Origin of the sequence: Pseudoxanthomonas japonensis (assembly GCF_043632995.1) — a bacterium.
Classification (GTDB): Bacteria; Pseudomonadota; Gammaproteobacteria; order Xanthomonadales; family Xanthomonadaceae; genus Pseudoxanthomonas_A; species Pseudoxanthomonas_A japonensis.
The window spans coordinates 217622-243028 of the sequence record NZ_CP171632.1 but is presented as its reverse complement, the minus strand read 5'-3'; the positions used below and the strand labels follow the sequence as shown (position 1 = coordinate 243028).

Sequence of the window (25407 nt, the reverse complement as noted above, 5' to 3'; positions counted from 1 at the left end):
ATCTCACAAAGGACGCTGCATGAAGCCCCGCTCCGGCGGGGCTTTTTCTTTTTGCGTGACCCACGGCACTGACACCGCGCGCCGCGCGCGGCGATGCTGCGGATCCATGGTCGCCGCCGCCGAGTACATGGCGCGCGTGCGCCAGCATCGGTGCGATGCCACTGCCGGATTGCGCCGTATCCTGCGTTCTGGCATCGACAGGAAGCTCCACGGCCAGCAAGGCCCCGACGACGCATGACGACCGACTTCTACAACCTGCTGCTCAGCGATTGCGCACTCGCCGCCGTGCTGCTGGCGCTGTTCTTCTACGTGGGCAAGGTGTCGCGCGGCGTACGCGGCATCGCCACGTGGGGCGTGGCGCACTTCCTGTACTCGCTGGGCGCGGCGATGCTGGACGGCACCGCGCAGACCCTGGAGCGCGCCGGCAACGAGTCGCTCGCGGACGGCATCGCCGGTGCCGGCGGGTTGCTCGCCTGCGCCGGCCTGGTCGGGCTGGCGTGGTCGATCATCCAGTTCGTGCAGCAGCGCACGCTGGCATGGTGGGAACGGGGACTGCTGCCGCTGTGCCTGGCGTTCTCGCTGGCCGGCGTCGTGCTCGGCGGCGGTGTCGAGGCACAGGGCGCGGCGATGAGCGCCACCGAGGTGATCGTGCTGCTGGTGATGCTGCGCCACCTGGTCGTGCTGCGCGTGGCCCCCGACCACGTGCCGGCACGCCTGATGATGGCGGGCTGCGTCGTGCTGCTGTGGCTGTACGGCGGCGACCTGCTGGCGGCGCTTACCGGCCGCTACGGTCCCAATCCGATGTGGGTGAACCTGGACCTGTCGATCTGGTTCATGCTCAATTTCTGCATGCTGATGCTGGCCAGCTTCCGTGCCGCGGAGCCGTTGCGGCGCAGCGCCCTGTTCGATCCGCTCACCGGCGCGCTGAACCGGCGCGGGCTGGACAACGAGTTGCAATCCCTCGGTGGATGGGCCGCCTCCGAACACGGGCTGGCGGTGATCGCGCTCGACCTGGACCACTTCAAGGCGGTCAACGACGACCACGGCCACGAAGCCGGCGACCTGGTGCTGCAGCGGTTCTCCGACGTGGTGCACGGCTGCATCCGCAGCGGCGACCTGTTCGCGCGCCTGGGCGGCGAAGAATTCATGCTGGTGATGCGCGACACGCCGCCGGACACGGCGCACGCACTGGCAGAACGCATCCGCCAGCAGGTGATGGCGCTGGAATTCGCACCGAGCGGCCATGATTTCCGCGTTACCGTCAGCCTCGGCATCTCCTTCACCGCCGACCGCGATGCGCCGTACGACACGCTGATGCGGCTCGCCGACGAGGCGCTGTACGCCGCCAAGCACAAGGGCCGCAACCGGATCGAGGTACGCTGGCATCCCGCCTGACCACGAGATCGCCATGCCACTGCACTCCCGCCTCGCCATCGCCCTGCTGCTGTGCGGCGCCGCGCCGCTCGTCCACGCCTCGGCGCACCGCTCGGTCTGTCCCGCCGATCCGGGTCGCGCGCCCTCGGGCGACATGACCGCCACTCGCGTGGCCGCGGCGGTGGTCGACGACGACCAGGACCGCCTCTATGAAGGCGCGGTGTGGAAGGATGGGGCGCTGTACCTGTCGGACTTCGTGCACGCCGGGACATTCCCGTCGCGCATCCGGCGATTCACGCCGCCGGACGGCTGGGCGACGGCGGTCGAGGACAGTGGCAGCAACGGCCTCGCACTGGATACCGAAGGCCATCTCATCGCGGCCACCCACGACCGCAAGCAGGTGGCGCGCGTGGATCTGGCCGACGGCACGCGGACGGCCCTCGTCTCCACGTTCGAGGGCGCGCCGTTCAACTCGCCGAACGACCTGGTGATGGCTGCCGACGGCACCCTCTACTTCACCGATCCGGACTACCAGCGCAAGGCCGCACCGGGCGGGCAACCGCGCACGCGCGTCTATCGCCATCGCGACGGCAAGACGACGGTCGTGGACGACCGCCTGCGCAATCCCAACGGCATCGCGCTATCGCCTGACGGCAACACGCTGTACGTGGCCGGCGGCACCGGCGACGGCGACGTGTTGCGCACCTATGCCATCGAGGACGGCGTGCCAGGCGAAGGCCGCGACCTTGCGCGCATCAGCGGCGGCGACGGCCTGGCCATCGACTGCCTGGGCAACGTCTACGTCACCGAGCATGGCGAACAACGCGTGCGCGTGTTCTCGCCGACTGGCGAGGTGCTGGCGACGATCCACGTGGATGCCAACATCACCAACGCAGCGTTCGGCGGCGAAGACCGCCGCACGCTGTTCCTCACTGGCGCGGCCCGCCTGTGGTCGATCGACCTGGACGTGGCGGGATTGCCGTACTGACGGCGCCGCGCGCGCTTCGCGCGCATGGCGCACGCTACGCGTGTTCGATCCTTCTCCCGCCGGGAGAAGGTGGCGCGCAGCGCCGGATGAGGGTACGTGTGCCGCCGAACCATCACCGCATTGCCTGCCCTCACTCCACCCCCTCTCCTGCGAGGAGAAAGCGTCAAGGCCCCCTGCCGAGATGGAGCTGGCGTACCGTGCGCAAGACGCGCGATGACGGGTTCATGCATCGTGCGCATACCACGCCACGTCGGATTCCGTTGTCGCGCAGGCCACGGACAAAGAAAAACCCCGCCGAGGCGGGGTTTTTCGTGGCTCCGAGACGCGATGCGATCAGAACTTGTACTGCATCGACACGCCGAACAGGTTGGCGCCACCGTCGTACTGGCCGACCAGGCGCGAACCGCTGGACGACAGCAGGTCGATCTCCGGCTTGTCCGCCAGTTCCAGGCGCACGTAGCTGGCGTTGAGCTCCAGGTTGTCGCTGACGTTCCAGCTCAGGCCCAGCGAGTACCAGTTGCGGTCTTCGTCGGGCATGCGCGGGGTGCGGTGCGCACGGGCGACCGGGGACTCGTCGCGCGCGATACCGGCACGCAGCGTGAAGCGGTCGTTGAGCGCGAACTCGCCGCCCAGCGAATAGAACCAGCTGTCGTGCCAGTCGTAGTTCTCCACCGCGTCGGCCTGCAGCGGGTTGTCGAACTCGATGCGGATTTCCTTCAGCGAATCCCAACCGGTGTGCACGCCTTCGGCCATGATCGCGAAGCGTTCGGTGGCCTGGTAGGTGGCGCTGAAGGTGTGGGTGGCCGGGGTGGTCAGCTTGGCGCCACCGCCGTCGGTCGGCTTGTAGATCGCATTGCCCAGCACGCCGCGCACGTTGGCCGGCACCTCGAAGGTCGCCGTGCCGCGCAGCTCGTGGTCGATCTCGGAACGGTACGAATAACCCAGCGACAGCTTGTCGGTCGGGCGCAGGCTGATGCCGGCCAGCCAGCCGAAGCTGTTGTCGGTGCCGGAGATGCCGGCGACGCCGTCGTTCTTCTGCGGGCCGAACGGGGCGGCGACCGGGTTCGGGGTGACGCACAGCGCAACCGCCACGCGGCAGACGCCGGCGCCGAAGTCCACGGCGTTGGTCAGGGTGACGTCGGCGTGTTCGTAGATCACGCCCAGGCCCACCGACGCGCGGTCGCTCAGTTCCAGCGAAGCGGCCAGCGTCAGGTCGACGATCTTCACGTCGGATTCCAGCGCGTGGTAACGGCCGACCCAGTCGGACTCGTAATCGGTCTTCAGGCCGAACGGCGCGCTGATCATGGCGCCCAGGGTGACGTACTCGAACTGGTCGCTCAGCGGCAGGATGAACGACATGGCCGGCACGGCGGCGATGTCGCCGGCGTCTCCGCCGTCACCACCGCGCAGCGGCTGCTGCAGGGCGGTGCCGGCCGCGGCGGTGCCGCCACCGGTGAATTCGAACGACAGGTCGATCGCGGTGACGTCGGCCTGGAAGGTCTTGTCGGTGAAGGTCGACATCATGGCGGGGTTGTTGACCACCACCGAGGCGTCGCCCTTGGCGGAGGCCGAACCGGCCATCGCGCGGCCCTGGGCCTTGACGCTGTTTTCCTTCAGCTGGAAGGCGGCGGCGTGGACATCGCCGTAGGCGAGCACGCCGGCGATGCCGAGCGCCAGCGCGGTGACGCGGGTCAGGTTCTTGGTGAATTCCATCTTTGATCTCTCCGGAGACGTGGGTAATGAATCGTCTGCGTCGCCTCTGGCCGGGGTGTGTAATCCACCTTTCGGCCTGCCGGAAGCCCCTCCCGACATACGACGCCGTATGCAGTATACCCGCTAACTAAACGCTAACAATCCGCTGTAAGTCATTGCCCCTATTCAGTTTCGTTACGGCGCACCATGGGCAGCCCGTCGATGACCCGGTACAGTGCGGCCGCATGTTCGTCTCGCTTCCTTCCCGCCGGAAACCGCACGTCCGCTGGGCCACGCCCGCCCTGCTGGTCCTGCTGTCCGCCGCCTTCTGCTGGGCGCTGACACTGGGGGACGCTGCCCAGGGCCACCTGCTGACGCGCTGGGGGGCACTGACCGGCGGCATGGTGGCGCCCGAGGTCTGGCTGGCCTCGCTGCAGAGCGGCACGGTGCTGCGGTTGTTCACTGCGCTGTTCCTGCACGCGGACTGGGCCCACCTGCTGGGCAACCTGGTGTTCCTGCTCATCTTCGGCCTGCCCTCCGAACGGGCGATGGGGCCGTGGCGGTTCCTGCTCCTGTTCCTGGTGGGCGGCGCCGTCGCCAATGTCGCCGCCGTGCTCAGCATCGGTACGCCGGACCGCGTCATCGTCGGTGCCAGCGGCGCCATCTCGGCAGTCATCGGCGCCTATCTCGCCCTGTTCCCTACCGCCAAGCTCGGCGTGGTGCTGCCGCTGGGACTGTTCCTGGAATTCGTCAAGGCACCCGCGTCGCTGCTGATCGGCATCTGGGCGCTGCTGCAGGTGGTGTTCGCCTACACCGGACCGACGCTGGGCGCGGTGGCGTGGTGGGCACACATCGCCGGCTTCCTGTTCGGCGTGGTGTTCGCACTGTTCGTGCGCGCCGCGATCGCGCGGCGCATGCGCAAGCGGCAGGGATACTGAAGGCAGGAGTGAACGTGGAGGAGTGAGGAGTGAGGAAAAGCGGTGTGCTCCCCCTCACTCCTCTCCACTCACTTCTATAATCCGCGCATGAAGAACACGCTCTACAAGATCACCTTCCACAACCACACCAAGGTCTACGAGCTGTACGCACGCAGCGTCGCTGCCAGTGGCCTGTGGGGCTTCACCGAAGTCGCCGAGCTGGTGTTCGACGTGCACGAAGGTCTGGTCGTGGATCCCACCGAAGAGCGCCTGCGCGACGAATTCGGCGGCACCAAGGTGCTGCACCTGCCGATGCAGAGCATCATCCGCATCGAGGAAGTGGAGCGCAAAGGCCAGTCGGCGATCCGCGACGCGTCCACCGGCGAAAAGGTCGTCACGCCGTTCCCGATGCCGGCGAAGCCACGGTAGGCGATATGAAGGAAAACCGGCCTTCCAGGTTCGTCACGCTGGCCGGCTCGCTTCTTGACCTGGGGGCGACGGGATATGGCGTCCTCTTGCTGTTGCTCCAACCTTCGAACCCTGTTGCCGACTGTGGCGCGAAATGCGCCACCGAACGAGCCGTTCTCGACCTGCTCGGGCAACCGCTCTTCAATCTTGGCTACGGCCTTGCATGGATCGCCATCGGCCTGTTCGTCGTCATGGCGACGCGGCTGGCAACGCGGCCCAAACGCTGATCAGCGCAGCTGCTTGTCCGACGACGCCCGTGCGGTCGAAGCCACTTTCTTCAACTCCACCAGGGCGGCATTGATCGGCGCATCGCCGTCCAGCACGTCGCCGGGCGCGTAACCCGCAGCACCTTCCTCGTCGCCGCGCAGATGGCCCGGCAACGTCGCTTCGGTGATGTAGAGCGGGCCATCCTGTTCGACCACCGAGCCCGGCTTGGCGTCGGCGACCTCGGGCTTCACCACCACGTCCGGGACGATGCCGCTGGCCTGGATCGACTTGCCGCTGGGCGTGTAATAGCGCGCCGTCGTCAGTTTGACCGAGTCGCCGTTGTCCAGCGGCAGCACGGTCTGCACCGAGCCCTTGCCGAAGGTACGGCTGCCGACCACGCGTGCACGGCCGTTGTCGCGCAGTGCGCCGGCCAGCACCTCCGACGCGCTGGCGGAACCGGCGTCGACCAGCACCACCACCGGCGCGCCGCCGAGGCGATCGCCCGGTGTGGCATCGAACTTGGAATCGCTGATCGACATGCGCCCGCGCGTGCTGACGATGTTGCCCTTGTCCAGCAGGTCGTCCGCCACCTGCACCGCGGCGAGCAGCAGTCCACCGGGATTGCTGCGCAGGTCCAGCACCAGGCCGCGCAGCTTGCCGCCCTGCTGCAGCTTGTCGATCTGCCGCTGGAACTCGGCGGCGGTGTCGGTCTGGAACGCCTTGATCCGCACGTAGCCGTAGCCCGGCTCGAGCATGCGGCTGGCCACGCTGTTCACGCGGATCGTTTCGCGGGTCAGGGGCACGTCGAACGGCTTCGGCGTGCCGTCGCGCACGATGGTCAGCACGATCTTGCTGCCCGGCACACCGCGCAGCGGCTCCATGCCGTCCTCGGCGCTGATCGGCTTGCCGTCGATCGCGGTGATCAGGTCGCCGGACTTGATGCCGGCCTTCGCGGCAGGCGTGTCGTCGATCGGCGATACGACCAGCAACGTGCGGTCGGGTTGCTGCATCAGTTCCACGCCGATGCCTTCGTAGGCGCCGTTGGCCTGTTCGTCGAAGGCTTCGGAATCGGCCTTGTCGAAATAGGTGCTGTGCGGGTCCAGGTCGAGCAGCAGCCCGCGGATTGCGGACTGCATCAGCTTCTTGTCCTCGACCGGCTCCACGTACGCCTCCTTGACCGCATTGAACACGGCCACGTAGCGGCGGATCTCCTCGAGCGGCACCTTCGGCGCGTTCTCGGCGGCGTCCGGATCGTCGCTGGGCGCGACCACCGGCGGCGTGTCCGGCGATGGCGCCTGCTGCTGCGCCCACGCCGGCAGCGCGGCGAGCAGGGCGACGGTCAGGAGGGCCAGGGGAAGACGCTGCAGCATGCGCGGAACTCCGGATAGGGCGGACGATGGACACCGCGAACGCCCGCGGAGTTCATCCGGATTATGCGTGAAGCCGCGCAGACGGGATGTTCAAGCCGGGTTACGGCCGGCGGCGCCGTTCATCGCCGCTGCAGCCACGAGGACGGATCGACCGGCTGGCCGTTGCGGCGCAGTTCGAAGTACAGCGCGGCCTGGCCCTGTCCGCCCGACGTACCGACGCGCGCGACCGCATCGCCGCGCTTGACCCGGTCGCCACTGTCCTTCAGCAGGCTGTCGTTATGCGCGTACAGGCTCATGTAGCCGTTGCCATGGTCGAGGATCAGGATCAGGCCGTAGCCGGTCATCCACTCGGAGAACACCACCGTGCCATCGGCCACCGCCGTGACCGGCGTGCCGGACGGCGCGCCGATCAGCACACCCGTACTGGCACGGCCATCCGGCAGGCGGCCGCCATAGCGCGCCAGCAGGTTGCCCGAGACCGGCCAGCCCAGTCCGCCGACCTTCAGTGCAGGCGCGGACGCGACCTCGGGGCGCGGCGCGGCGGTGCGGGGGCTGCGCGTCGCGGTGCCATTGCCTTCGCGCTTCTGTGCGGCCGCCGCTGCAGCGGCTTCGCGACGCGCGGCGGCACGGCGTTCGGCTTCGGCGCGCGCCGCGGCCGCACGCAGGTTCTTCAGCAGCGTTTCCAGCGAACGCGCATCCTGGCCGAGCGCCTTTTCCTTCGCCGCCCGGTCCTGGTAACGCTGGTCCAGGTCGGCCATCAGGCTGGCACGGGCCTTGCGGTCCTTCTCCAGCTGCGCGACCTGGCCGCGCTGCTTCACGCGTGCCGCATCCAGCTCGGCCTGGCGGGCGACGATGTCGCGCTCCACCTGGTCCAGCGCCGCCAGTTCGGTATTGAGGGACTCGATGCGTTGCGCCTGGTCGCGCTGCACGTAGCGGTGGTAGGCGAGCAGGCGATTGGCGTCCGCCACGCGGTCCTGCGACAGCAACACCTTCAGCGGTGCATCGTCGCCACGCTGGTAGGCGGCGCGCACCAGCGCGGTCAGCTGCCTGCGCTGCGCCGCCTGCTGGCCCTGCATGGCGTCGCGCTTGCGCTGCAGCTCGTCCAGCGCCACGGCTTCGCGGCGCAACGCGGCTTCGGTGTCGGACAGCGAACGCGTGGTGCGTCCGACCTGCTCATCGGCATCGCGCAGCTGGCGCGACGCGGCACCGCGCTCGCTTTCCAGCTTGCGCCGCTCCTGCGCGATCGACTTCAGTTCGCTGCGCACGCGCTGCAGCTTCTGCTCGGCCTCGCGCGAGTTCTGCGCCGGCGCGGTCGCGACGAGCGACAGTCCGGCCAGCAGGACGACGGCAGCGAACGCGCGTGCGCGATACGGCATCAGGCGTCGATCAGGCTGCGGCCGCTCATGGCGGCCGGCTGCGGCAGGCCGAGCAGCTGCAGCAGCGTCGGCGCGACATCGCGCAACGCGCCACCGCTGCGCAGCGTGACCACGGGCGCGCCTTCCGGCTGCACCAGCACCAGCGGCACCGGGCCGACCGTGTGCGCGGTATGCGGCTGGCCGGTGGCGGGGTCGCGCATCATCTCCAGGTTGCCGTGGTCGGCGGTGATGATCATCGCGCCGCCCGCCTTGCGCACGGCGGCATCGATCGCACCCACCGCCTTGTCCACCGCCTGCGCAGCGAGGATCGCCGCCTGCAGGTCGCCGCTGTGGCCGACCATGTCGGGGTTGGCGATGTTGCAGACGATCGCGTCGAAGCGGCCCGAGCCGATCGCGTCGACCAGCTTCTCGGTCAGCTCGGGGCAGCTCATTTCCGGCTGCAGGTCGTAGGTGGCGACCTTGGGACTGGGAATCAGGATGCGCTCCTCGCCCTCGAACACGTCCTCGCGGCCACCGCTGAAGAAGAACGTCACGTGCGCGTACTTCTCCGTTTCCGCGATGCGCAGCTGGGTCAGGCCGTGTTCGGCCAGCAGCTCGCCGAAGGTCTCGCGCAGGTCGTCGGGACCGAACGCCACCGGTGCGGGCAGCTTTGCGTCGTACTCGGTCAGGCAGACGAAGCGCGCCAGCGCCGGCACGCGCCGCTCGAAGCCGTCGAATGCCGGCGACACGAACGCCGCCGTCAGCTGGCGCGCGCGGTCGGCGCGGAAGTTCATGAACACCACCGCATCGCCATCGGCCATCGGCTGCGCGCCCTCGATGACGGTCGGCAGGACGAATTCGTCGTTCTCGCCGCGCGCGTACGCATCTTCCAGCGCGGCCACGCCGGTCGCGGCGCGATACTCGGCCTTCGCTTCGACGATGGCGTCCCACGCCAGCTGCACGCGGTCCCAGCGCTTGTCGCGGTCCATGGCGTAGTAACGGCCGCTCACCGAGGCAATGTGCGCGTTACCGAGCGTCGCGCACAGGTCCTGCAAGGTGCGCAGGCTGGGCTCTGCGGACTTCGGCGGCGTATCGCGGCCATCGAGGAAGGCATGCACCGCCACGCGGGGCACGCCCTGGCGCTTGGCCAGTTCCAGCATCGCGAAGAGGTGCAGCTCATGGCTGTGCACGCCACCCGGCGACAGCAGGCCGAATACATGCAGCGTCTTGCCGTCGGCCTTGGCCGCCGCGCAGGCCGCGACGAGCTCGGCGTTGGTGTAGAAGCTGCCGTCCTCGATGGCCGCGTCGATGCGGGTCAGATCCTGGTAGACGATGCGGCCCGCGCCCAGATTCATGTGCCCCACTTCCGAATTGCCCATCTGCCCGTCCGGCAGGCCCACGTGGCGGCCCTCGGTATGGATCAGCGTGTGCGGCGCGGAGGCCAGCAGGCGGCGCCAGTTCGGCAGCTCGGCCTGCGCCAGCGCATTGTCCGTGGGGTCTTCACGATGCCCCCAGCCATCCAGGATCAGCAGCACGACGGGCTTGGGACGCTTCACGGACGCAGGGGATGCGGACACGGCAGGATTCCAGTGACTTCAGGCAGGTGACGATTGTAGCGAAGCATGGTGCCATCCATCCCGGTGCAACGGCGTTTAAACCCTCGGGTAAGCCAGCGCATCAGACCGATACGAGACCACCCGAGAGGCAACCCCATGATCCGTCCCCGCACCGCCCTGCTGCTGACCCTGGCCCTGGCCACCACCCCTGCGCTGGCCCAGCAGGAAATCTCCAAGGTCAACGGCAGCATCACCGCCGACGCCGGCCAGACCTATGGCGACCTGGATACCGTCAACGGCAGCATCCGCATCGGCGATGGCGTCACCGCCGAAGACGCCAGCACGGTCAACGGCAGCATCACCGTCGGCGACAAGGCCGTGGTGGAATCGCTGGAAACCGTCAACGGCGCCATCCGCACCGGCAAGGACGTCAACGTCCGCAAGGATGTCGAGACCGTCAACGGCAGCATCTTCATCGACCGCGGCGGCGTGGTGGGTGGCGATGTGGAGACCGTCAACGGCGCCATCGGCCTGGTCGCCACGCAGGTCGGCGGCGGCATTGAGACCGTGCTCGGCGACGTCACCGTCGGCGTCGGCTCGAAGGTGCGCGGCGGCCTGCGCGTGCAGAAGTCCAACGCCGGCTTCTTCAACACCAACAGCAAGAAGGTGCCGCGCATCGTGATCGGCCCCAATGCCGAAGTGAACGGCCCACTGGTGTTCGAGCGCCCGGTCACCCTCTACGTGCACACCAGCGCGAAGATCGGCCCGGTCACCGGCGCCACCGCCAAGCCGTTCAGCACCGACACCGCGCCGGCCGAGTAAGTCGCTCCGCCCCCTCCCCCGCCCTGCGGGGGAGGGATGGGGCGGGGGCGCCGTCCTTGCAAAGCCCGACCCGCCCATTCCCGCTAGAATCGGGATTCCGTTCGTTGAGGAATCCCGATGTCCCGCAAGTTGATGCTGGTGCTTGCCACCGCGGCCGCCCTGGCCGCGTGCAAGCAAGAATCCGCGGCCCCGGCGCCCGAGGCAGCCACGCCGCCCGCCGCCGCCCACACCTTCACCGCCGACATCACCGAGGGCGACTTCGCCGAGATGGTGAACACCTTGGCATCCGACGAGTTCGAAGGCCGCGCGCCCGGTTCGGTCGGCGAAGAGAAAACCGCCAACTATCTCGAAGCGCAGATGAAGCGCATCGGCCTGCAGCCGGGTAACAACGGCAGCTACTTCCAGGACGTGCCGATGGTGGAGACCACCGCCGACGAGGCCGCGACCACGCTGTCGCTGACCACCTCGACCGGCAAGCGCGACCTGAAGTTCGGCACCGACTACGTGATCGGTACCCGTACCGGCCAGACCGACGTCAAGCTGGATGCCAGCGACCTGGTCTTCGTCGGCTACGGCGTGGATGCGCCGGAGCAGCAGTGGAACGACTACGCCGGCCAGGACTGGACCGGCAAGACCGTGGTGATGTTCGTCAACGATCCGGGCTTCCACAGCAAGGACGAGACGCTGTTCGGCGGCAACCGCATGACCTACTACGGGCGCTGGACGTACAAGTTCGAAGAGGCCGCACGCAAGGGGGCTGCCGCCGCGCTGATCGTCCATGACACCGATGGCGCCAGCTATGGCTGGGACGTGGTGAAGAATTCGTGGGCCGGCCCGCAGTACGACCTGCCGGCCAAGGACGATCCGGAGAAGCGCATCCCGCTGCAGGGCTGGCTGAGTGCCGAAGCCGCCAAGCAGCTGTTCGCCGATGCCGGCCTCGATCTTGAGGCCGCCTACGCCAACGCCGGCAAGCGCGGCTTCAAGCCGGTGCCGCTGAAGGCGAAGGCATCCGTGGCGCTGAAGAGCAGCATCACCGAGAAGACCTCGCGCAACGTGATCGGCGTACTGCCGGGTGCCAGCAAGCCCGACGAGGCCGTGCTGTACATGGCCCACTGGGACCACCTGGGCAAGCACGAAGGCGAAGAAGGCGACAACATCTACAACGGCGCCGTCGACAACGCGACCGGCGTGGCCGGCATCCTCGAGATCGCCGAAGCCTTCGCCCACCAGGATCCGAAGCCGGCGCGCTCGGTGGTGTTCGTGGCGGTGACGCTGGAGGAATCCGGCCTGCTCGGTTCCAAGTACTACGTCGCGCACCCGACCTTCCCGCTCAACAAGATCGCCGGCGTGATCAACCTCGACGCGATGAGCGTCGGCGGCAAGTCGCGCGACTTCGTCGTCACCGGCAAGGGCAACTCCGAACTGGAAGACATGCTGAAGGTCTACGCCGACCAGCAGGGCCGCGTGCTCGCCGAGGAAGGCAACCCGGCCGGCGGCTACTACTTCCGCAGCGACCACTTCAACTTCGCCAAGGCCGGCGTGCCGGCGCTGTACGCCAAGGGCGGCAACGACCTGCTGGAAGGCGGCGTGGAAGCCGGCAAGGCGGCCAGCGAGGAGTACGCCAAGCGTTACCACCAGGCCAGCGACGAAGTGCACGACGGCTGGAAGCTGGATGGCGTGGTGCAGGACCTGCAGGCGCTGTACGGCGTCGGCAAGGACCTGGCCGTCGAGAACACGTGGCCGAACTGGTACGAAGGCAACCCCTTCAAGGCCGCGCGCGACACGATGATGAAGGCAGAGCCGGCGAAGAAGTAATTCGCACATTCCGATGCAGGACGAAAACGGCGCCGGAAGGCGCCGTTTTCTGTTTCTTCTCCCCGCTTGCGGGGAGAAGGTGCCCGCCCATGGACGCCTTGCCGCCGTACGCACTACCCTGCGCCATCCTCGGAGGGAAAATTCATGTCGATCGCTTACTGGTGCATCCTGATCACCGCCCTGCTGCCCTACCTGTGGGTCTTCATCGCCAAGCGTTCCGGCGAGCGCTACAACAACCGGAACCCGCGTGCGTGGGTGTCCAAGCAGGAGGGCAACTACAAGGTGCAGCGCGCCAACGCCGCGCACCTCAACGGCTTCGAAGCGTTCCCCGCGTTCGTCGCCGGCGTGCTGATGGCGCAGCTGGCAGGCGTGCCGACGGACACTGTCACGCAACTGGCCATCGGCTTCGTCATCGCGCGCGTGCTTCATGGCGTGTTCTACGTCGCCGACAAGCACACGCTGAGGAGTCTCTCGTGGCTGGTCGGCATGCTGTGCGCCGTGGCGCTCATGGTGCTGGCGGCGATGCGGGCAGGTTGACCCCTGCATCCACCGCGGCGCGCGGTACCAGCAGGTCTTCCAGGAAGAACGCCGCCAGTTCCGAGCGTCCCGCCAACCCCGCTTTCGCATAGATCGACGCCGACTGCGCGCGCACCGTTTTTTCATGGGTGCCGCGCAGATCCGCGATCTCGCGCAACCCCAGACCCTTCAGCAGCAGGAAAGCGACCTCCTTCTCGGCAGGCGACAGGCGCCAGCCGTCCAGCTGCGCATCGATCGAACGCGACAGCCCTTCCACATGGCGTCGCGCCTGCTGTCTCCAGGCCTCCGCCTGCACACGCATCTGGCTGAGAGCCTCCGCCTGCGTGACCAGCCGCCGGCGCGGGCGCCACGTGCTGCGCAACAGATGCAGGGCACCCGACAGGGCGAGCCCGGCGGCCAGGATCTCCAGCGCAACATGCCAACCGGATGCCCCCTGGCGCAGGTCGCCTACGACATCCGCCACCACCAGCAACGCGATCAGCAGCAGGACGCCAGCGATGACGCCACGTTCGCGGTCACGCAGGAGACGGCGATCAACGGTGGAGGACATCCTCGGCCCGCTCCCCGCGCGCATGCGCTTCATGTCCGGTCTGCCCATCATCGGCCCCGTTCCGTTCTCCGGATGCCTCGTTCGCTTCTCGAAGCATCAGCGTCTGGCCGAAAAGCGTGACACGGCCACGGCCGGCATCGTAGCGACTCGCGACCCCTGCGCCCACCATCACCAGCACCGCAACGAATGCGAGCGCCACGCCCGCATGCGGGCGCACATCGTCCTGCGCGGTGGCGACGCCCCGCTTGCGACCGGTGACCATGCTCAACGGCAGTGCGTCGCGGTGTCGCAGCACGTGGACCAGCACGCCGGCCACGTGCAGCAGCGCAACGGCGAGGAAGGCGTTGGCCACCACCTCATGCACCTCCTCAACCGCATGCGGCGCCACGCCGGCCACCATCGCCAGACCCGTGGTGGCCAAGGCCATGCCCAAGGCCATCATCGAAAGTGCGGCCCAGCTGGAGGCGGGATTGTGTCCCGCCCACGTCCGTGCCTGACCGGACATCACGCTGTGCAGATAGTCTTTCAGCGCAGCGGGCCTCAGGTTGAAGTCGGAAAACCTTGCATGCCGCGTCCCCGTCAGGCCCCACAGCAAACGCAAGAGCACCGACATCCCCAGAAGACCGCCTGCCAGCATGTGCAGTACGAACCGCGGCGAATCGTCGTCGAGCGCACTGCCAATGGCATACGCGACAGCGAACAGGCCAGCGAAGGTCCAATGAAAGACCCGGGTGGGCAGGTCATAGATGCGGACAGAGGACATGACGGCGGACTCCATGCGAGGGGATACCACCCTCTCGCCGACGCACCGCGGCGTCATCGGACAAATGCCGCATGCCTTGCGCATCAAAACGTTACAGCATCACCGCAGATCCGCTTCCCACCTGAACAGCGCATACGCCTTCACGAACTCCGCATCCAGCGGCGCCACCGCCTCGATCCGTTCGCCGGTGGCCGGATGCGGGAACGACAGCCGCACCGCGTGCAGCAGCATGCGGTGCACGCCGTGCATGCGGAAATGGCGGTTGTGGCGACCATCGCCGTGGCTGGTGTCCCCGATCAGGTGATGGAAGGCGTGCTTGAGATGTCGCCGGATCTGACGGAAGCGGCCTGTCTCCGGCTGGCAGCGCAGCAGCGCATAGCGTGAGGTCTCGAAGTCGCCAGATGGCAACGGCAGCTCTCCGGTCGCCAGGCGCACGAAGCGCGTCAGCGCCGGCTTCTTTTCCGGCTTGCCGGGGCCGCCATCGATGGGATGGTCGACGATGAAATCCGGCTCCGGCCAGCCGCGGCATACCGCCAGGTAATCCTTCTCCACCTCGCGCGACATCAACACCTTGCCCAGCGTGGACGCGCTGTCGCGGTCGAACGCGACCAGCAGGCAGCCGCTGGTGGCGCGGTCCAGCCGATGGATCAGGAAGATCGGCTTGCCGAACTGCATACGCAGGCGGTCGGCGACGAAGTCGGTCTCGCCGCGCGCCAGCTTGCTGTCGTGCGCCATCACGCCCGCGGGCTTGTTGACCACCGCGATCTGCGCATCGGCGTACAGCACGGGCAATGCGCCGTCGTCCATGTTCGTCTCACCGTAATCCATGAATCGACCTTTCCTGCAAATCTGCGAAACTCGCGGTTCGCCGCATGCGATGGACGCCCGCGGCCCTGATGGAGAATGGTGGATGAAGTCACCCCGTTTCATTGTCGCACTCGGACTGGCCGTCACGCTGGCCCTGGGCACCCCCCTGTCGCTGCAGGCGCAGGCCGCGCTGCCGAAGGGCATTGCCGCCGGCCCCAGCATCGAGGGCATCAGCGAGTACACCCTGGCCAACGGCCTGCGCGTGCTGCTGTTCCCCGATGCCACCAAGCCCACCGTCACGGTGAACCTGGTCTACCAGGTGGGCTCGGTGCACGAGAACTACGGCGAAACCGGCATGGCGCACCTGCTGGAGCACCTGCTGTTCAAGGGCACGCCCACGCAGTCCGACATCAGCGGCGAGATGAAGAAGCGCGGCATCGACTTCAACGCCACCACCGGGCTGGACCGCACCAACTACTTCGCTTCGTTCCCGGCCAACACCGACACCCTGGACTGGGTGCTGAAGATGGAAGCCGACCGCATGGTCCATTCCAACGTCGCGAAGAAGGACCTCGACAGCGAAATGACCGTAGTGCGCAACGAACTGGAAGCCGGTGAGAACAACCCCGGCGGCGTGCTGTTCCAGCGCATCCGTTCCACCGCGTTCCTGTGGCACAACTACGGCAACACCACGATCGGCGCGCGCAGCGACGTGGAAGGCGTGCCGATCGACAAGCTGCAGACGTTCTACCGCCAGTGGTACCAGCCGGACAACGCCACCCTGATCGTCGCCGGCCGTGTCGAACCCGCCGACGTGCTGGCGCGCATCGCGCGCCACTTCGGCCCGCTGAAGAAGCCGACGCGCGCGTTGCCGCGCTTCTACACGGCCGAGCCGGCGCAGGACGGCGAGCGCGAGGTCACCGTGCGCCGCGTCGGCAACCTGCGCCTGGTCGCCGCCGCCTACCATGTGCCCGCTGTCGCGCATGCCGACAACGCGCCGCTGGCCGTGCTGGCGAACGTGCTGGGCCACACGCCGGGCGGCCGCCTGCACAAGGCGCTGGTCGAAGGCAAGCTGGCGGCCGGCAGCGGTGCCAACAGTGAATCCATGCGCGACCCCGGCCTGCTGACCGCCGTCGCCGTCATTCCCGCCGATGGCGATGCGAAGAAGACCGAAGCCGAACTGCTGAAGCAGGTCGAACAGATCGCCGCACAGCCGATCACGCAGCAGGAAGTGGACGAAGCCAAGCAGCGCATCGGCAACGCCTACGACCTGTACTTCACCGACGTCAATGCGGTCGGCATGGGCCTGTCGGAATTCCAGTCCGCCGGCGACTGGCGACTGCTGTTCACCAGCCGCGATGCCATCGAGAAGGTCACCGCCGCCGACGTCAACCGCGTCGCCACCGCCTACCTGAAGTCCAGCAACCGCACCCTGGGTCGCTTCATCCCCAGCGACACGCCCGAGCGTGTGGAGATTCCCGCCGCGCCCGCCGTCGCCACGCTGGTGGACGGCTACACCGGCCGCGCCGCGGTCAGCGCGGGCGAGCAGTTCGATCCCTCGCCGCAGAACATCGAAGCGCGCACGCAGACCTTCACCCTGGGCAAGGCGCTGCGCGTGTCGCTGCTGCCGAAGAAGACGCGCGGCGGCACGGTGATCGTCGACGCCAACTTCCGCTTCGCCGATGAGGCCGCATTGAAAGGACGCGAGGGCGCCGCCGGCATGGCCGGTGCGATGCTGATGCGCGGCAGCACGACGATGACGCGCACGCAGATCGACCAGCGCCTGGAGCAGCTGAAGACGCAGGGCAGCATCAGTGGCAGCCTGCAGGGGGCGGCGATCGGCCTGCAGACGCGGCGCGAGCACCTGGCCGATGCGCTGGCGCTGGCGGCCGATGTGTTGCGCCACCCGGCGTTCCCGCAGGACGAGTTCGAACAACTGCGCGTGCAGGCGCTGACCGGCATGGAAGCCTCGCGCCAGGAGCCGGGCGCGATCGCCGGCCGGGCGCTGGCGCAGTACTTCGACCCGTGGCCGGCCGGCCATCCGCTGCGCAACCGCACGCTGGACGAGTCCATCGCGCTGATGAAGGCGTTGAAGCTGGACGACGTGCGCGCCTTCCACCGCGATCTCTACGGCACGTCCGAAGGCGAGATCGCCATCGTCGGCGACTTCGATCCCGTCGCCGTGCGCGCGCAGCTGGAGCAGCTGTTCGCCGGCTGGCAGGCCGGCACGCCGTACGCCTCCATCGACACGCGCTACACGGACGTCGCGGCTAAGCAGCAGCGCTTCGAAACGCCGGACAAGCCCAACGCCGTGCTGCTGGCGCGGCAGAACCTGTCGCTGCGCGTGACCGATACGGACTACCCCGCGATGATCGTCGCCAACCGCATCTTCGGCGGCGGCGCGCTGAAGTCGCGCCTGGGCGACCGCATCCGCCAGCAGGAAGGCCTCAGCTACGGCGTCTCCAGCGGCATCCGCGCCGACGACAGTCGCAGCGGCCACGACGATGCCGGCAGTTTCACCGTGCAGGCCATCGCCGCGCCGGAGAACATGGCCAAGGTCGAAGCGCTGGTGCGCGAGGAGCTGGACAAGCTGCTGAAGGACGGCATCACCGCCGAGGAGCTGAAGGACGCCGTGGCCGGCACGCTGACCGAACGCCAGCAGGCCCGCGCCGAGGACGGCACCATCGCCGGCATGCTGACCGACCAGCTGTACTTCGGCCGCAACATGCAATTCACCGCCGACCTGGACGCGAAGTACGCGGCACTGACGCGCGAGCAGGTCAACGCGGCGATCCGCAAGCACCTGAAGGCGGACGCGCTGAGCGTGTTCGTGGCCGGTGACTTCGCGAAGAAGGCGGGTGCGCCTGCAGTGGCGGCACCCGGAGCGACGCCATGAATGATGCGAAGCAGGAAGCAGCCCGCGCCCGCTGGCAGAAGATCCGCGAACAGGCACCGCTGCGTTTCATCGTGGTCCGCGGCATGCTTGGCTGGGGCCTCATCACGGCGGTGCTGTGGTGCGGATTGATGATGGTGTTCACCGAGCGCGAGTTCCTGCCGCTGCTGACCGCGGCGCTGATCGGTTTTCCCGTCGGCGGCCTGATCTGGGGTGGGGCGATGTGGTTCATGGCGGAAAAGTACCGCGAGCGATCGGAGCGCTGACGAAACGAACGCCCGATGGTTCACTGCATCGACGACGGCCCCGCGAGGGGCCGTTGTTGTTCGTGCCGCATGCGCGGATGTTCCCCTCGCGCTGCCGGAAACCCTTACCACCGTGGGAGCGACGTCAGTCGCGATGAAGCATTACCGATAACCCATCGCGACTGACGTCGCTCCCACAAGGACCTCCTGCCGCACCTGATCATCACGATGCGTCGAGCGTTATCCCCTTGCCCCGTGCAACAGGGAGAAGGGACGGCATGACAGCCCCATCGCTTTCATATCGAGTACTGCGCGCTGGGCTCCGGGCCCGGTCCCGGACCGCCGGTCTCACGGCAAACGCAGCGTCACCACCAGCGGGAAATGGTCGGAGGGATAGCGGCCGTTCCACCGCGTCGTCACCGACGCGACCGCTTCCAGTTGCACATCACGCACGAAGATCCAGTCGATGCGCTTGTCGGCGTTGCCGGTGAACCCGTGGAACGTGGCCTCGCTACCGTCCACGCGCGGCGCGGTGGTCCATGCATCCTGCAGCGTGCGCGCCAGCACTGCATGCACCTCGCTGTCGGGCGTGGTGTTGAAGTCGCCCGTCAGTACCACCGGAATGCCGGGCGGCAATGTGGCCAGATACGCGGCGATGGCGTTTGCACCCTTCACGCGCGCGGCCTCGTCCTGTTCGCGATACGGCAGGTGGGTGTTGAGCAGGTAGAAGCGCTTGCCGTCGCTGCGACGCTCAAACAGTGCCCACGTCACCATGCGTGGATACAGATGGTGCCAGGTGATGCTGCCGGGCACGTCGGGCGTGTCGGACAGCCAGAAGTCGCCCGATTCGATCACCGCCAGGCGATCGCTCCGGTAGAACACGCCCATGTGCTCACCGCCGCCATCGGCATCGCGCCCGCGACCGAACCAGTCGTACTGCGGCAGCTCGCGCGCGAGGTAATCCGCCTGCGACTTCACCAGCTCCTGCAGGCCGATCACGTCGGGCGCCTGCTCGCGCAGCATCTCCACCGCCAGCGGCTTGCGCGTCTCCCAGTAGTCGGGACCATCGCTTTCCACCGGCAGGCGGATGTTGAAGCTCATGAGGCGCAACGGCGTGTCGGCCGCTATGGCCGGCATGCCGGCAGCGGCCAGGATCGTTCCGATCAGGAGGGAGCGCAGCAGGGACATGGCGGTCTTCCGGTTCGACTCGCGCCAGTATAGGAACTGCGGTAACGTCGCGCTCCATCGGGGAGAGCAGGAGTTCGAGCATGCAGGGAATGAAGTGCATCGCCATCCGCGCCATGTGGCTGCTGTCTGCCTTCGCATGCGCCCCATTGGCCGTGGCGCAGGACGACACACCGCCTCGGATGGACGACGCGCAGATCGCGCAGGCCATCCTCGATGCGGAGGCGACAGGTCGCGCGATCTACCTGCATGACCAGGCGGCCGCGGTCGCCTCCGACGCCGTGATGGAGAACAAGGCATTCCGGCAGGACGGCAAGCAGGGGCGTCTGGGCGGCTGGATCACGGAGCAGCGGGATGCGGGCATCGTGGTGACCTTCCTGAGCAGCGACGCGGAGCCGCGTGCGCGCTATCGCGTGACGGTAGGCGAGGGGCGCGTCATCGGCGACGTCGAGGCGTTGGCCGAATCCGCTGCGCTGACACCTCATGAGCTCGGTGCCGCGCGTGCGCGCAACACGGCCGCCAAGGCGGAGTTCGCTCCCTGTTCGCGCAGCTACAACACCGTGGTGTTGCCCGACCTGCGGGAAGGCGGCGGCTGGATCGCCTACCTGCTGCCGGGAACGACGAAGCAGGGCATCGTGCCGGTCGGCGGCAGCTACCGGCTCGATCTGGATACCACCGGAGAAAGGATCCTGAAGCAGCGAGGCTTCACGCGCAGCTGCATCGTGCTGGAAAGTCCGCGCGACAGCGTCGGCATGATGATCACCCACCTGCTGGACCCCATGCCGACGGAAGTGCATGTGTTCTGGAGCCTGTGGGCCGGCAAGCCGATGTATGTCGGAACCTCTGCCGGCCTGTGGAAGATCGAGGATGGCCGGGTGACGATGACGTCGCGCCGCGAGGAGAAGCGTCAGTGACGGTATCGTCCCTGCTGCCGGTCGTCATTGCCAGCGTGCTTCTGTCTGCCACGACCGCCGCAGCATCACCGGTGCCGCTGATGATCGTGCCCGACCGCGCCACGTCGTGCGCCCTTGAACGCCTGAAACCTTTCGTCAGCCCCTACGGCATCCGGCAGGCATGGCCCGTGATGGATCGAATGCCGAAGGAACTGGACAGGCTGGGACTGGGAACGCCCATGTCGGACATGGGTGACCTGGCCGATGGATATCACCAATTCATCCATACCGACCTGGAAACGCGAACCGTCTACATACTCGAACAGGGCGGGTTCGCCGGCACGACAAAGGTGTACGGGCCGCTGCCGCTCCCGCATTGCGGGGATCCCGACAAGCAGCCCATGCGTGTCCTGGACACGGAGCGGCGCGGCCAGGACTGAGGAATCACGCCGAGCGGCGCTGCCCGCCGTGCTTCCCTTCCGCGATCTCCTCCACCAGCTTGGCGCAGAACGCCGGCAGGTCCTTCGGCGTGCGACTGGTGACCAGGCCCTTGTCGACGATGACCTCGTCGTCCTTCCAATTTGCGCCCGCGTTCTCGAGATCCTTGCGGATGTTCGGCACCGAAGTGACCGTGCGGCCTTTCAGCACATCCGCGTTGGCGAGCACCCACGGACCATGGCAGATCGCGCCGACCGGTTTGCCTGCCTCGAAGAAGCCGCGCGTAAAGGCGAGCGCCTTGTCGTCGACACGCAGCGCGTCCGGATTGAACAGGCCACCCGGGATGACCAGCGCGTCGTAGTCCTGCGCGCTGACGTCGGACAGCACCTGATCGACCGCGACCTGCTCGCCCTTGTCGAAGTGTTTGAAGCCCTGGATGCGACCGCCGTCCAGCGAGACCACATCGACTTGGGCGTTGTGCTCCTTCAGCGCACGCATCGGCTCGGTCAGTTCGGACTGTTCGAACCCGTCGGTGGCGAGGATGGCGACACGTTTTCCGGCCAGATGGCTCATGGGGGAACTCCGTACGAATGAGCGCCCACCGTAGCGTGCGCCGTGCGCACGACATGCGAAGGAATCGTTTCGCCAGCGTCAATGCGCTGGCGGGACTCACTCCTGCTTTACCTGCGCGGCCAAGCCGCCAGCAGCGCCCACAACCCGCCGATGCCCGCGATCCATGCTGCGGCGGGAACATCGAACAGGCTCGGCCCGCCGGCTTCCAGCGCGTACAGCACGGCCGCGACGATCAGCAGGCCGACGCCGAGGATCGCGGCGACGACGCGCCGCTGCATGCCTTTCATCGTCAGCGCGAGATCGGCCAGGTCCTTCGAACGCAGTGCGAGTTCGTGCCGGCCCTCGACCTGCTGGCTGAGCCAGGCGTGTACCAGGCGCGGCATGTCCGGCGCATGGGTCATGATCTCCGGCAGGCGCTTGCGGAACTCCTGCGCGGCGCGCTGCGGGCTGTAGCGTTCCAGCAGGATGCGCTCCAGCACCGGTCGCGCGACGGCCCAGATATCGATCTGCGGGTCCAGCTGGCGACCCACGCCTTCGATGTTCAGCAGCGTCTTCTGCAGCAGGATCAGCTGCGGCTGCAGGGTCAGCTCGTAGCGCTGCGCGGTACGGAACAGCTTGGCCAGCACTTCGGCCAGCGAGATCTCGCTGAGCGGGCGGGTGAAGTACGGCTCGCAAACCGCGCGCGCGGCGGCTTCCAGCTCGTCGATGCGGATGTGCGACGGCATCCAGCCGGCCTGCACATGCAGTTCGGCGATGCGGCGGTAATCGCGGTTGAAGATCGCCATGAAGTTCTCGGCGAGCCAGTACTGGTCGTCGCGCGAGAGCTGGCCCATGATGCCGAAGTCCAGCGCGATGAAGCGTGGATCGGTCTTGCGTTCCGGATCGACCCAGATGTTGCCGGCGTGCGCGTCCGCGTGGAAGAAATTGTCGCGGAACACCTGCTGGTAGAACACGCGCACGCCCTTGGCGGCCAGCGCCTTGCGGTCGATGCCGGCGGCGTCGAGCGCGGCGATGTCGTCGGACGGGATGCCGCGCACGCGCTCCATCGTCATCGCGCGCTCGGCGGTGTGCGACCAGATCACCTCGGGCACGTACAGGTCCGGCGATTCCGACCAGTTGCGCCGCAGCAGGCTGGCGTTGCCGGCCTCGCGCTGCAGGTCGAGCTCGGCGGCCAGGGTGTTCTCGATCTCGGCCACGATCTCGCGCGGGCGGATCTTGTCGGCGCTGGGATGCGCGCGCTCGACGATGGCCGCGACGCTCTCCAGCAGCGCGATGTCGCCGGCGATCTGCTTGCGGATGTCGGGGCGCAGCACCTTGACCACCACCTCGCGCCCGCCGGGCAACGTGGCTGCGTGCACCTGCGCGATCGACGCGGACGCCAGCGGCGTGGTGTCGAACTGCTCGAACGCCTCGTGGATCGGCCGGCCGAGTTCCTCCTCCACCAGCGCGCGCGCGCGGTCGCCGTCGAACGGGGCGACGCGGTCCTGCAGCAGGGTCAGTTCTTCGGCGATGTCGGGCGGGATGAGGTCGCGCCGGGTGGACAGGATCTGCCCGAACTTGACGAAGATCGGGCCGAGCTCCTGCAACGCCAGTCGCAGGCGTGCGCCGCGCGGCTGTGCGGCGATCTCGGCCGAGGCGCGTGGAACGAATGGTCGGCCGAGCCGCAGCCAGCGCTCGACCGGCGTGCCGTCGAGCAGGTCGTCGAGGCGATAGCGCAACAACACGCGACCGATGCGGCTGGCCCGCAACACCGACTTCATGCGCGATGCTCCATGCGCGCGGCGAGGCGGCCGACGCGCACGGCCATACGCTCGACGTCGTCGCGGATCGCGTCGACATAGTCGTGGAAGGCGTTGAGCTCTTCCCGACCGACGACGTCGCGCGACTCTTCGGTAACGTAGTCGGCCGCGCTCTCCGCCAGATTGCCGGCGGCAGTGCGGGCCTGCTGCAGGCCACCGCGTACGGCGTTCGCGACCTGCACGCCGATCACGTCGCCGAAGACGCGGGTGAACGGCAGCGACCAGTCGGGGTCGAAACGGGTAGCCAGCGTCTGCAGGCGGCGCGCGAGGTCGGCATCGCCGGAGACCTTGACCTTGCCGACGGGCGTGGCGTGGTCGCGGCGGAAGAACGGCAGCTGCCCGAGCAACCCCCCGAGCGTGCTGCGCACGGCGAGGTCGGCTTCGAGCACTTCGGACGCAGGTCCCACCTGCAGGCGGCCGCCACCCACCATGATGTCCATCGCCAACGGCGGCGCATCGACCTTCAGCTGGATGCGGCGGCCTTCGAGCGGCACCAGGGCCGCGGCGGTATCGGGATCAAGCGCGAGCGCCTGGTTGAGTGCGGCTTCCAGTGCGCGGCCGGCGAGCGGCTTGAGGGCTTCGAACGGAGACAGGTCCATGTCGCCATTCTAGCGGCAAAGCTTCTGCGCCCCGCCCGCCCGTCTGCCTGCGTCATGCAGGCTCGGGGCGGGCTCGACGGCGTCCTGCCGTCCCGGCGGAGAGAGACGGTGACGTCAGACGCGCTTGCCGCGCAGCAGCGAGATGATCGCCAGGATGACGAAGACGACGAACAGCACCCACGCGATGTTGGTGGCGGCACCGGCGATGCCGCTGAAACCCAGCACGGCGGCGATGAGCGCGATGACGAAGAAAATGACGGCGTAGCGCAGCATGGAAACTCCTTTTGGCATCTGGCCAGTGGTACAGCCGGAAGTGGCGTGGGCCATGCTGGAACGCGGGGAGTCATCGCCGCGTGAGCGCCGCGCAGCGCGATACGGATGCGCTTAAGCGTCGTGATCCGTGCGTGAAGGCGGTTCGCGGGTTGTACGAGGGGCTTTCAGCCCGCGCCCCGGTCGATCTCGTTTACCCGCGGCGTTGAGCGCGCCGCAGCGCGACCGGGAGAGTGAATTGCCCGATGCCGGCGACAGTCGCGATGAGAGACGGCGCTTGAAGCCCCTCCTACACCGGGTGATCGCGCAACCACGCACGCAGCCGTTCGAAACCCTCGCCCATCGACACACGCGGCGCATAGCCGAAATCGCGCAGCGCCGGCGCCATGTCGTACCAGTGGGCGGTGCTGAGCTGCTCGGCCAGGAAGCGCGTCATCGGGGGCTCGCCCTTCAGCGGCAGCACGGTCCACAGCGTCTCGCACACCGCGCCGATGCGGTAGGCGGCGTTGAACGACAGCTGCTTGTCGACGCGTGGCGCGCCCGCCGTCTCCAGCAGCGCGTTGAGCAGCTTGCGCATCGGCCACGGCTCGCCGTTGGAGATGAAGTAGGCCTTGCCCGCGCACGCGGCGCCCGGTACGAGATGATCGAAGGCATCGAAGTGCGCCTGCGCGGCGTTGTCGATGTAGGTGGTGTCGACATGGTTCTCGCCACTGCCGACGACGCGCAGGCGGCCGGCGCGCGCGCGCGCTACCAGCCGCGGCAGGATCTGATGATCGCCCGGGCCCCAGATCAGCCGCGGTCGCAGCGCCACCGTCGCCAGCGTGGCGTCGTTGGCAGTCAGCACCGCCTTTTCCGCGATCAACTTGGTGGTGGCGTACGGCGCCTTGAAGCCTTCGCCATACGGTACGTCGGCCGCGCTGCCACCTTCGACCGGATGCGTCGCGCGATGCGTCACGCTGGGCGTGGAGGTGTAGACGAGACGACCGATGCCATGCGCGCGGCACGCGTCCAGCACGTTCTGTGTACCGACCACATTGGCATCGTGGTAGCTCTTGTAGCTGCCCCACGCGCCGGCCTTGGCCGCGTTGTGGAAGACCGCGTCCACGCCGGCCGCGGCATGCATCACCGCATGCCCGTCTGCCAGGTCGCCCTGCACCTGGCCCACGCCGAGCTCACGCAGCACGGGATAGTTCCCGCGGTTGAAGCTGATCACATCGTGCCCGCGTTCGAGCAGCCCGCGGCACAGCGCCTGACCCAGGAAACCACCGCCGCCGGTGACAAGAATCTTCAT

26 protein-coding genes are annotated in these 25407 nt (G+C 67.9%); 13 read left to right on the top strand and 13 right to left on the bottom strand.

What is annotated here, in order from left to right; translation table 11 throughout:
• Positions 1 to 19: 19 nt before the first annotated feature.
• The 3 genes from ACGHX3_RS01050 to ACGHX3_RS01040 are packed head-to-tail and all read left to right on the top strand — an operon-like array spanning position 20 to position 2362.
• Positions 20 to 238, top strand: coding sequence for a hypothetical protein (locus tag ACGHX3_RS01050; protein ID WP_394696086.1), 219 nt, complete (start codon positions 20 to 22; stop codon positions 236 to 238).
• On the top strand, positions 235 to 1395 hold the full coding sequence (locus tag ACGHX3_RS01045; protein ID WP_162335983.1) for a GGDEF domain-containing protein: 1161 nt from the start codon (positions 235 to 237) through the stop codon (positions 1393 to 1395). The genes ACGHX3_RS01050 and ACGHX3_RS01045 overlap by 4 nt, the downstream gene beginning before the upstream one ends.
• Before the next feature lie 13 nt (positions 1396 to 1408).
• Entirely contained in the window at positions 1409 to 2362 is a 954-nt protein-coding gene (locus ACGHX3_RS01040) for an SMP-30/gluconolactonase/LRE family protein (RefSeq protein WP_313929424.1), read from the top strand.
• Positions 2363 to 2695: 333 nt separating this feature from the next.
• On the opposite strand, the gene ACGHX3_RS01035 is transcribed toward ACGHX3_RS01040, so the two are convergent.
• On the bottom strand, positions 2696 to 4075 hold the full coding sequence (locus tag ACGHX3_RS01035; RefSeq protein WP_162335985.1) for an OmpP1/FadL family transporter: 1380 nt from the start codon (positions 4073 to 4075) through the stop codon (positions 2696 to 2698).
• Positions 4076 to 4299: 224 nt separating this feature from the next.
• Here ACGHX3_RS01035 and ACGHX3_RS01030 point away from each other — a divergent pair, with 224 nt between their 5' ends.
• From ACGHX3_RS01030 to ACGHX3_RS01020, 3 genes are all read left to right on the top strand, one after another.
• Positions 4300 to 4992 carry a rhomboid family intramembrane serine protease gene (locus tag ACGHX3_RS01030; RefSeq protein ID WP_162335986.1) on the top strand — a complete coding sequence of 231 codons (693 nt, stop codon included), beginning with the start codon at positions 4300 to 4302 and terminating at the stop codon, positions 4990 to 4992.
• 87 nt (positions 4993 to 5079) lie between these two features.
• The gene (locus ACGHX3_RS01025; protein ID WP_162335987.1) at positions 5080 to 5400 is read left to right on the top strand and encodes a DUF1820 family protein; all 321 of its coding nucleotides are present in this window, start codon (positions 5080 to 5082) and stop codon (positions 5398 to 5400) included.
• A 5-nt stretch (positions 5401 to 5405) separates the two neighbouring features.
• Positions 5406 to 5666, top strand: a complete 261-nt coding sequence (locus ACGHX3_RS01020) for a hypothetical protein (RefSeq protein WP_394696085.1) — start codon at positions 5406 to 5408, stop codon at positions 5664 to 5666.
• Here the strand turns inward: ACGHX3_RS01020 and ACGHX3_RS01015 are convergent, their stop codons facing one another.
• The 3 genes from ACGHX3_RS01015 to gpmI all read right to left on the bottom strand — a co-directional run bounded on the left by ACGHX3_RS01015 (position 5667) and on the right by gpmI (position 9948).
• On the bottom strand, positions 5667 to 7016 hold the full coding sequence (locus ACGHX3_RS01015; RefSeq protein WP_394696084.1) for a S41 family peptidase: 1350 nt from the start codon (positions 7014 to 7016) through the stop codon (positions 5667 to 5669).
• Positions 7017 to 7135: 119 nt separating this feature from the next.
• Complete coding sequence (locus ACGHX3_RS01010; protein WP_394696083.1) at positions 7136 to 8392, bottom strand: murein hydrolase activator EnvC family protein; 1257 nt, start codon at positions 8390 to 8392, stop codon at positions 7136 to 7138.
• Positions 8392 to 9948 carry a 2,3-bisphosphoglycerate-independent phosphoglycerate mutase gene (gene gpmI, locus ACGHX3_RS01005; RefSeq protein WP_394696082.1) on the bottom strand — a complete coding sequence of 519 codons (1557 nt, stop codon included), beginning with the start codon at positions 9946 to 9948 and terminating at the stop codon, positions 8392 to 8394. The genes ACGHX3_RS01010 and gpmI overlap by 1 nt, the downstream gene beginning before the upstream one ends.
• A 138-nt stretch (positions 9949 to 10086) precedes the next feature.
• Here gpmI and ACGHX3_RS01000 point away from each other — a divergent pair, with 138 nt between their 5' ends.
• From ACGHX3_RS01000 to ACGHX3_RS00990, 3 genes are all read left to right on the top strand, one after another.
• A complete protein-coding gene (locus ACGHX3_RS01000) occupies positions 10087 to 10749 on the top strand; it encodes a hypothetical protein (protein ID WP_394697210.1) in 663 nt (220 codons plus the stop codon).
• A gap of 117 nt (positions 10750 to 10866) precedes the next feature.
• Positions 10867 to 12564, top strand: a complete 1698-nt coding sequence (locus ACGHX3_RS00995) for a M28 family metallopeptidase (RefSeq protein WP_394696081.1) — start codon at positions 10867 to 10869, stop codon at positions 12562 to 12564.
• A gap of 144 nt (positions 12565 to 12708) precedes the next feature.
• Positions 12709 to 13101: an MAPEG family protein gene (locus ACGHX3_RS00990; RefSeq protein WP_394696080.1), complete on the top strand. Its 393-nt coding sequence runs from the start codon at positions 12709 to 12711 to the stop codon at positions 13099 to 13101.
• Here the strand turns inward: ACGHX3_RS00990 and ACGHX3_RS00985 are convergent.
• The 3 genes from ACGHX3_RS00985 to ACGHX3_RS00975 all read right to left on the bottom strand — a co-directional run bounded on the left by ACGHX3_RS00985 (position 13070) and on the right by ACGHX3_RS00975 (position 15242).
• Complete coding sequence (locus ACGHX3_RS00985) at positions 13070 to 13651, bottom strand: helix-turn-helix transcriptional regulator (RefSeq protein WP_394696079.1); 582 nt, start codon at positions 13649 to 13651, stop codon at positions 13070 to 13072. The genes ACGHX3_RS00990 and ACGHX3_RS00985 overlap by 32 nt on opposite strands.
• A complete protein-coding gene (locus ACGHX3_RS00980) occupies positions 13635 to 14414 on the bottom strand; it encodes a cytochrome b/b6 domain-containing protein (RefSeq protein ID WP_394696078.1) in 780 nt (259 codons plus the stop codon). Before ACGHX3_RS00980 ends, ACGHX3_RS00985 begins: the two co-directional genes overlap by 17 nt.
• A 99-nt stretch (positions 14415 to 14513) precedes the next feature.
• The gene (locus ACGHX3_RS00975) at positions 14514 to 15242 is read right to left on the bottom strand and encodes a pseudouridine synthase (protein WP_394696077.1); all 729 of its coding nucleotides are present in this window, start codon (positions 15240 to 15242) and stop codon (positions 14514 to 14516) included.
• A gap of 82 nt (positions 15243 to 15324) precedes the next feature.
• Here ACGHX3_RS00975 and ACGHX3_RS00970 point away from each other — a divergent pair, with 82 nt between their 5' ends.
• Together ACGHX3_RS00970 and ACGHX3_RS00965 are read left to right on the top strand one after the other, a co-directional pair.
• On the top strand, positions 15325 to 18117 hold the full coding sequence (locus ACGHX3_RS00970) for a M16 family metallopeptidase (protein WP_394696076.1): 2793 nt from the start codon (positions 15325 to 15327) through the stop codon (positions 18115 to 18117).
• Positions 18114 to 18380, top strand: a complete 267-nt coding sequence (locus tag ACGHX3_RS00965; protein WP_394696075.1) for a hypothetical protein — start codon at positions 18114 to 18116, stop codon at positions 18378 to 18380. Before ACGHX3_RS00970 ends, ACGHX3_RS00965 begins: the two co-directional genes overlap by 4 nt.
• A 327-nt stretch (positions 18381 to 18707) precedes the next feature.
• Here ACGHX3_RS00965 and ACGHX3_RS00960 read toward each other — a convergent pair whose 3' ends face one another.
• Positions 18708 to 19547: an endonuclease/exonuclease/phosphatase family protein gene (locus ACGHX3_RS00960; protein ID WP_394696074.1), complete on the bottom strand. Its 840-nt coding sequence runs from the start codon at positions 19545 to 19547 to the stop codon at positions 18708 to 18710.
• A gap of 80 nt (positions 19548 to 19627) precedes the next feature.
• On the opposite strand from ACGHX3_RS00960, the gene ACGHX3_RS00955 reads away from it, so the two are divergent.
• Both ACGHX3_RS00955 and ACGHX3_RS00950 read left to right on the top strand, forming a co-directional pair.
• Positions 19628 to 20458: a hypothetical protein gene (locus ACGHX3_RS00955; protein ID WP_394696073.1), complete on the top strand. Its 831-nt coding sequence runs from the start codon at positions 19628 to 19630 to the stop codon at positions 20456 to 20458.
• A complete protein-coding gene (locus ACGHX3_RS00950; protein ID WP_394696072.1) occupies positions 20455 to 20877 on the top strand; it encodes a hypothetical protein in 423 nt (140 codons plus the stop codon). The genes ACGHX3_RS00955 and ACGHX3_RS00950 overlap by 4 nt, the downstream gene beginning before the upstream one ends.
• A 4-nt stretch (positions 20878 to 20881) precedes the next feature.
• On the opposite strand, the gene ACGHX3_RS00945 is transcribed toward ACGHX3_RS00950, so the two are convergent.
• From ACGHX3_RS00945 to oleD, 5 genes are all read right to left on the bottom strand, one after another.
• Positions 20882 to 21448 (bottom strand): type 1 glutamine amidotransferase domain-containing protein, encoded by a 567-nt coding sequence (locus tag ACGHX3_RS00945; protein ID WP_394696071.1) that lies wholly within the window; start codon positions 21446 to 21448, stop codon positions 20882 to 20884.
• 107 nt (positions 21449 to 21555) lie between these two features.
• Positions 21556 to 23208: a ubiquinone biosynthesis regulatory protein kinase UbiB gene (gene ubiB, locus ACGHX3_RS00940; RefSeq protein ID WP_394696070.1), complete on the bottom strand. Its 1653-nt coding sequence runs from the start codon at positions 23206 to 23208 to the stop codon at positions 21556 to 21558.
• Entirely contained in the window at positions 23205 to 23846 is a 642-nt protein-coding gene (locus ACGHX3_RS00935; protein WP_394696069.1) for an SCP2 domain-containing protein, read from the bottom strand. The genes ubiB and ACGHX3_RS00935 overlap by 4 nt, the downstream gene beginning before the upstream one ends.
• Positions 23847 to 23960: 114 nt before the next feature.
• A complete protein-coding gene (locus ACGHX3_RS00930; RefSeq protein WP_146388387.1) occupies positions 23961 to 24119 on the bottom strand; it encodes a DUF1328 domain-containing protein in 159 nt (52 codons plus the stop codon).
• Between the two features lie 286 nt (positions 24120 to 24405).
• On the bottom strand, positions 24406 to 25407 hold the full coding sequence (gene oleD, locus ACGHX3_RS00925) for a 2-alkyl-3-oxoalkanoate reductase (RefSeq protein ID WP_394696068.1): 1002 nt from the start codon (positions 25405 to 25407) through the stop codon (positions 24406 to 24408).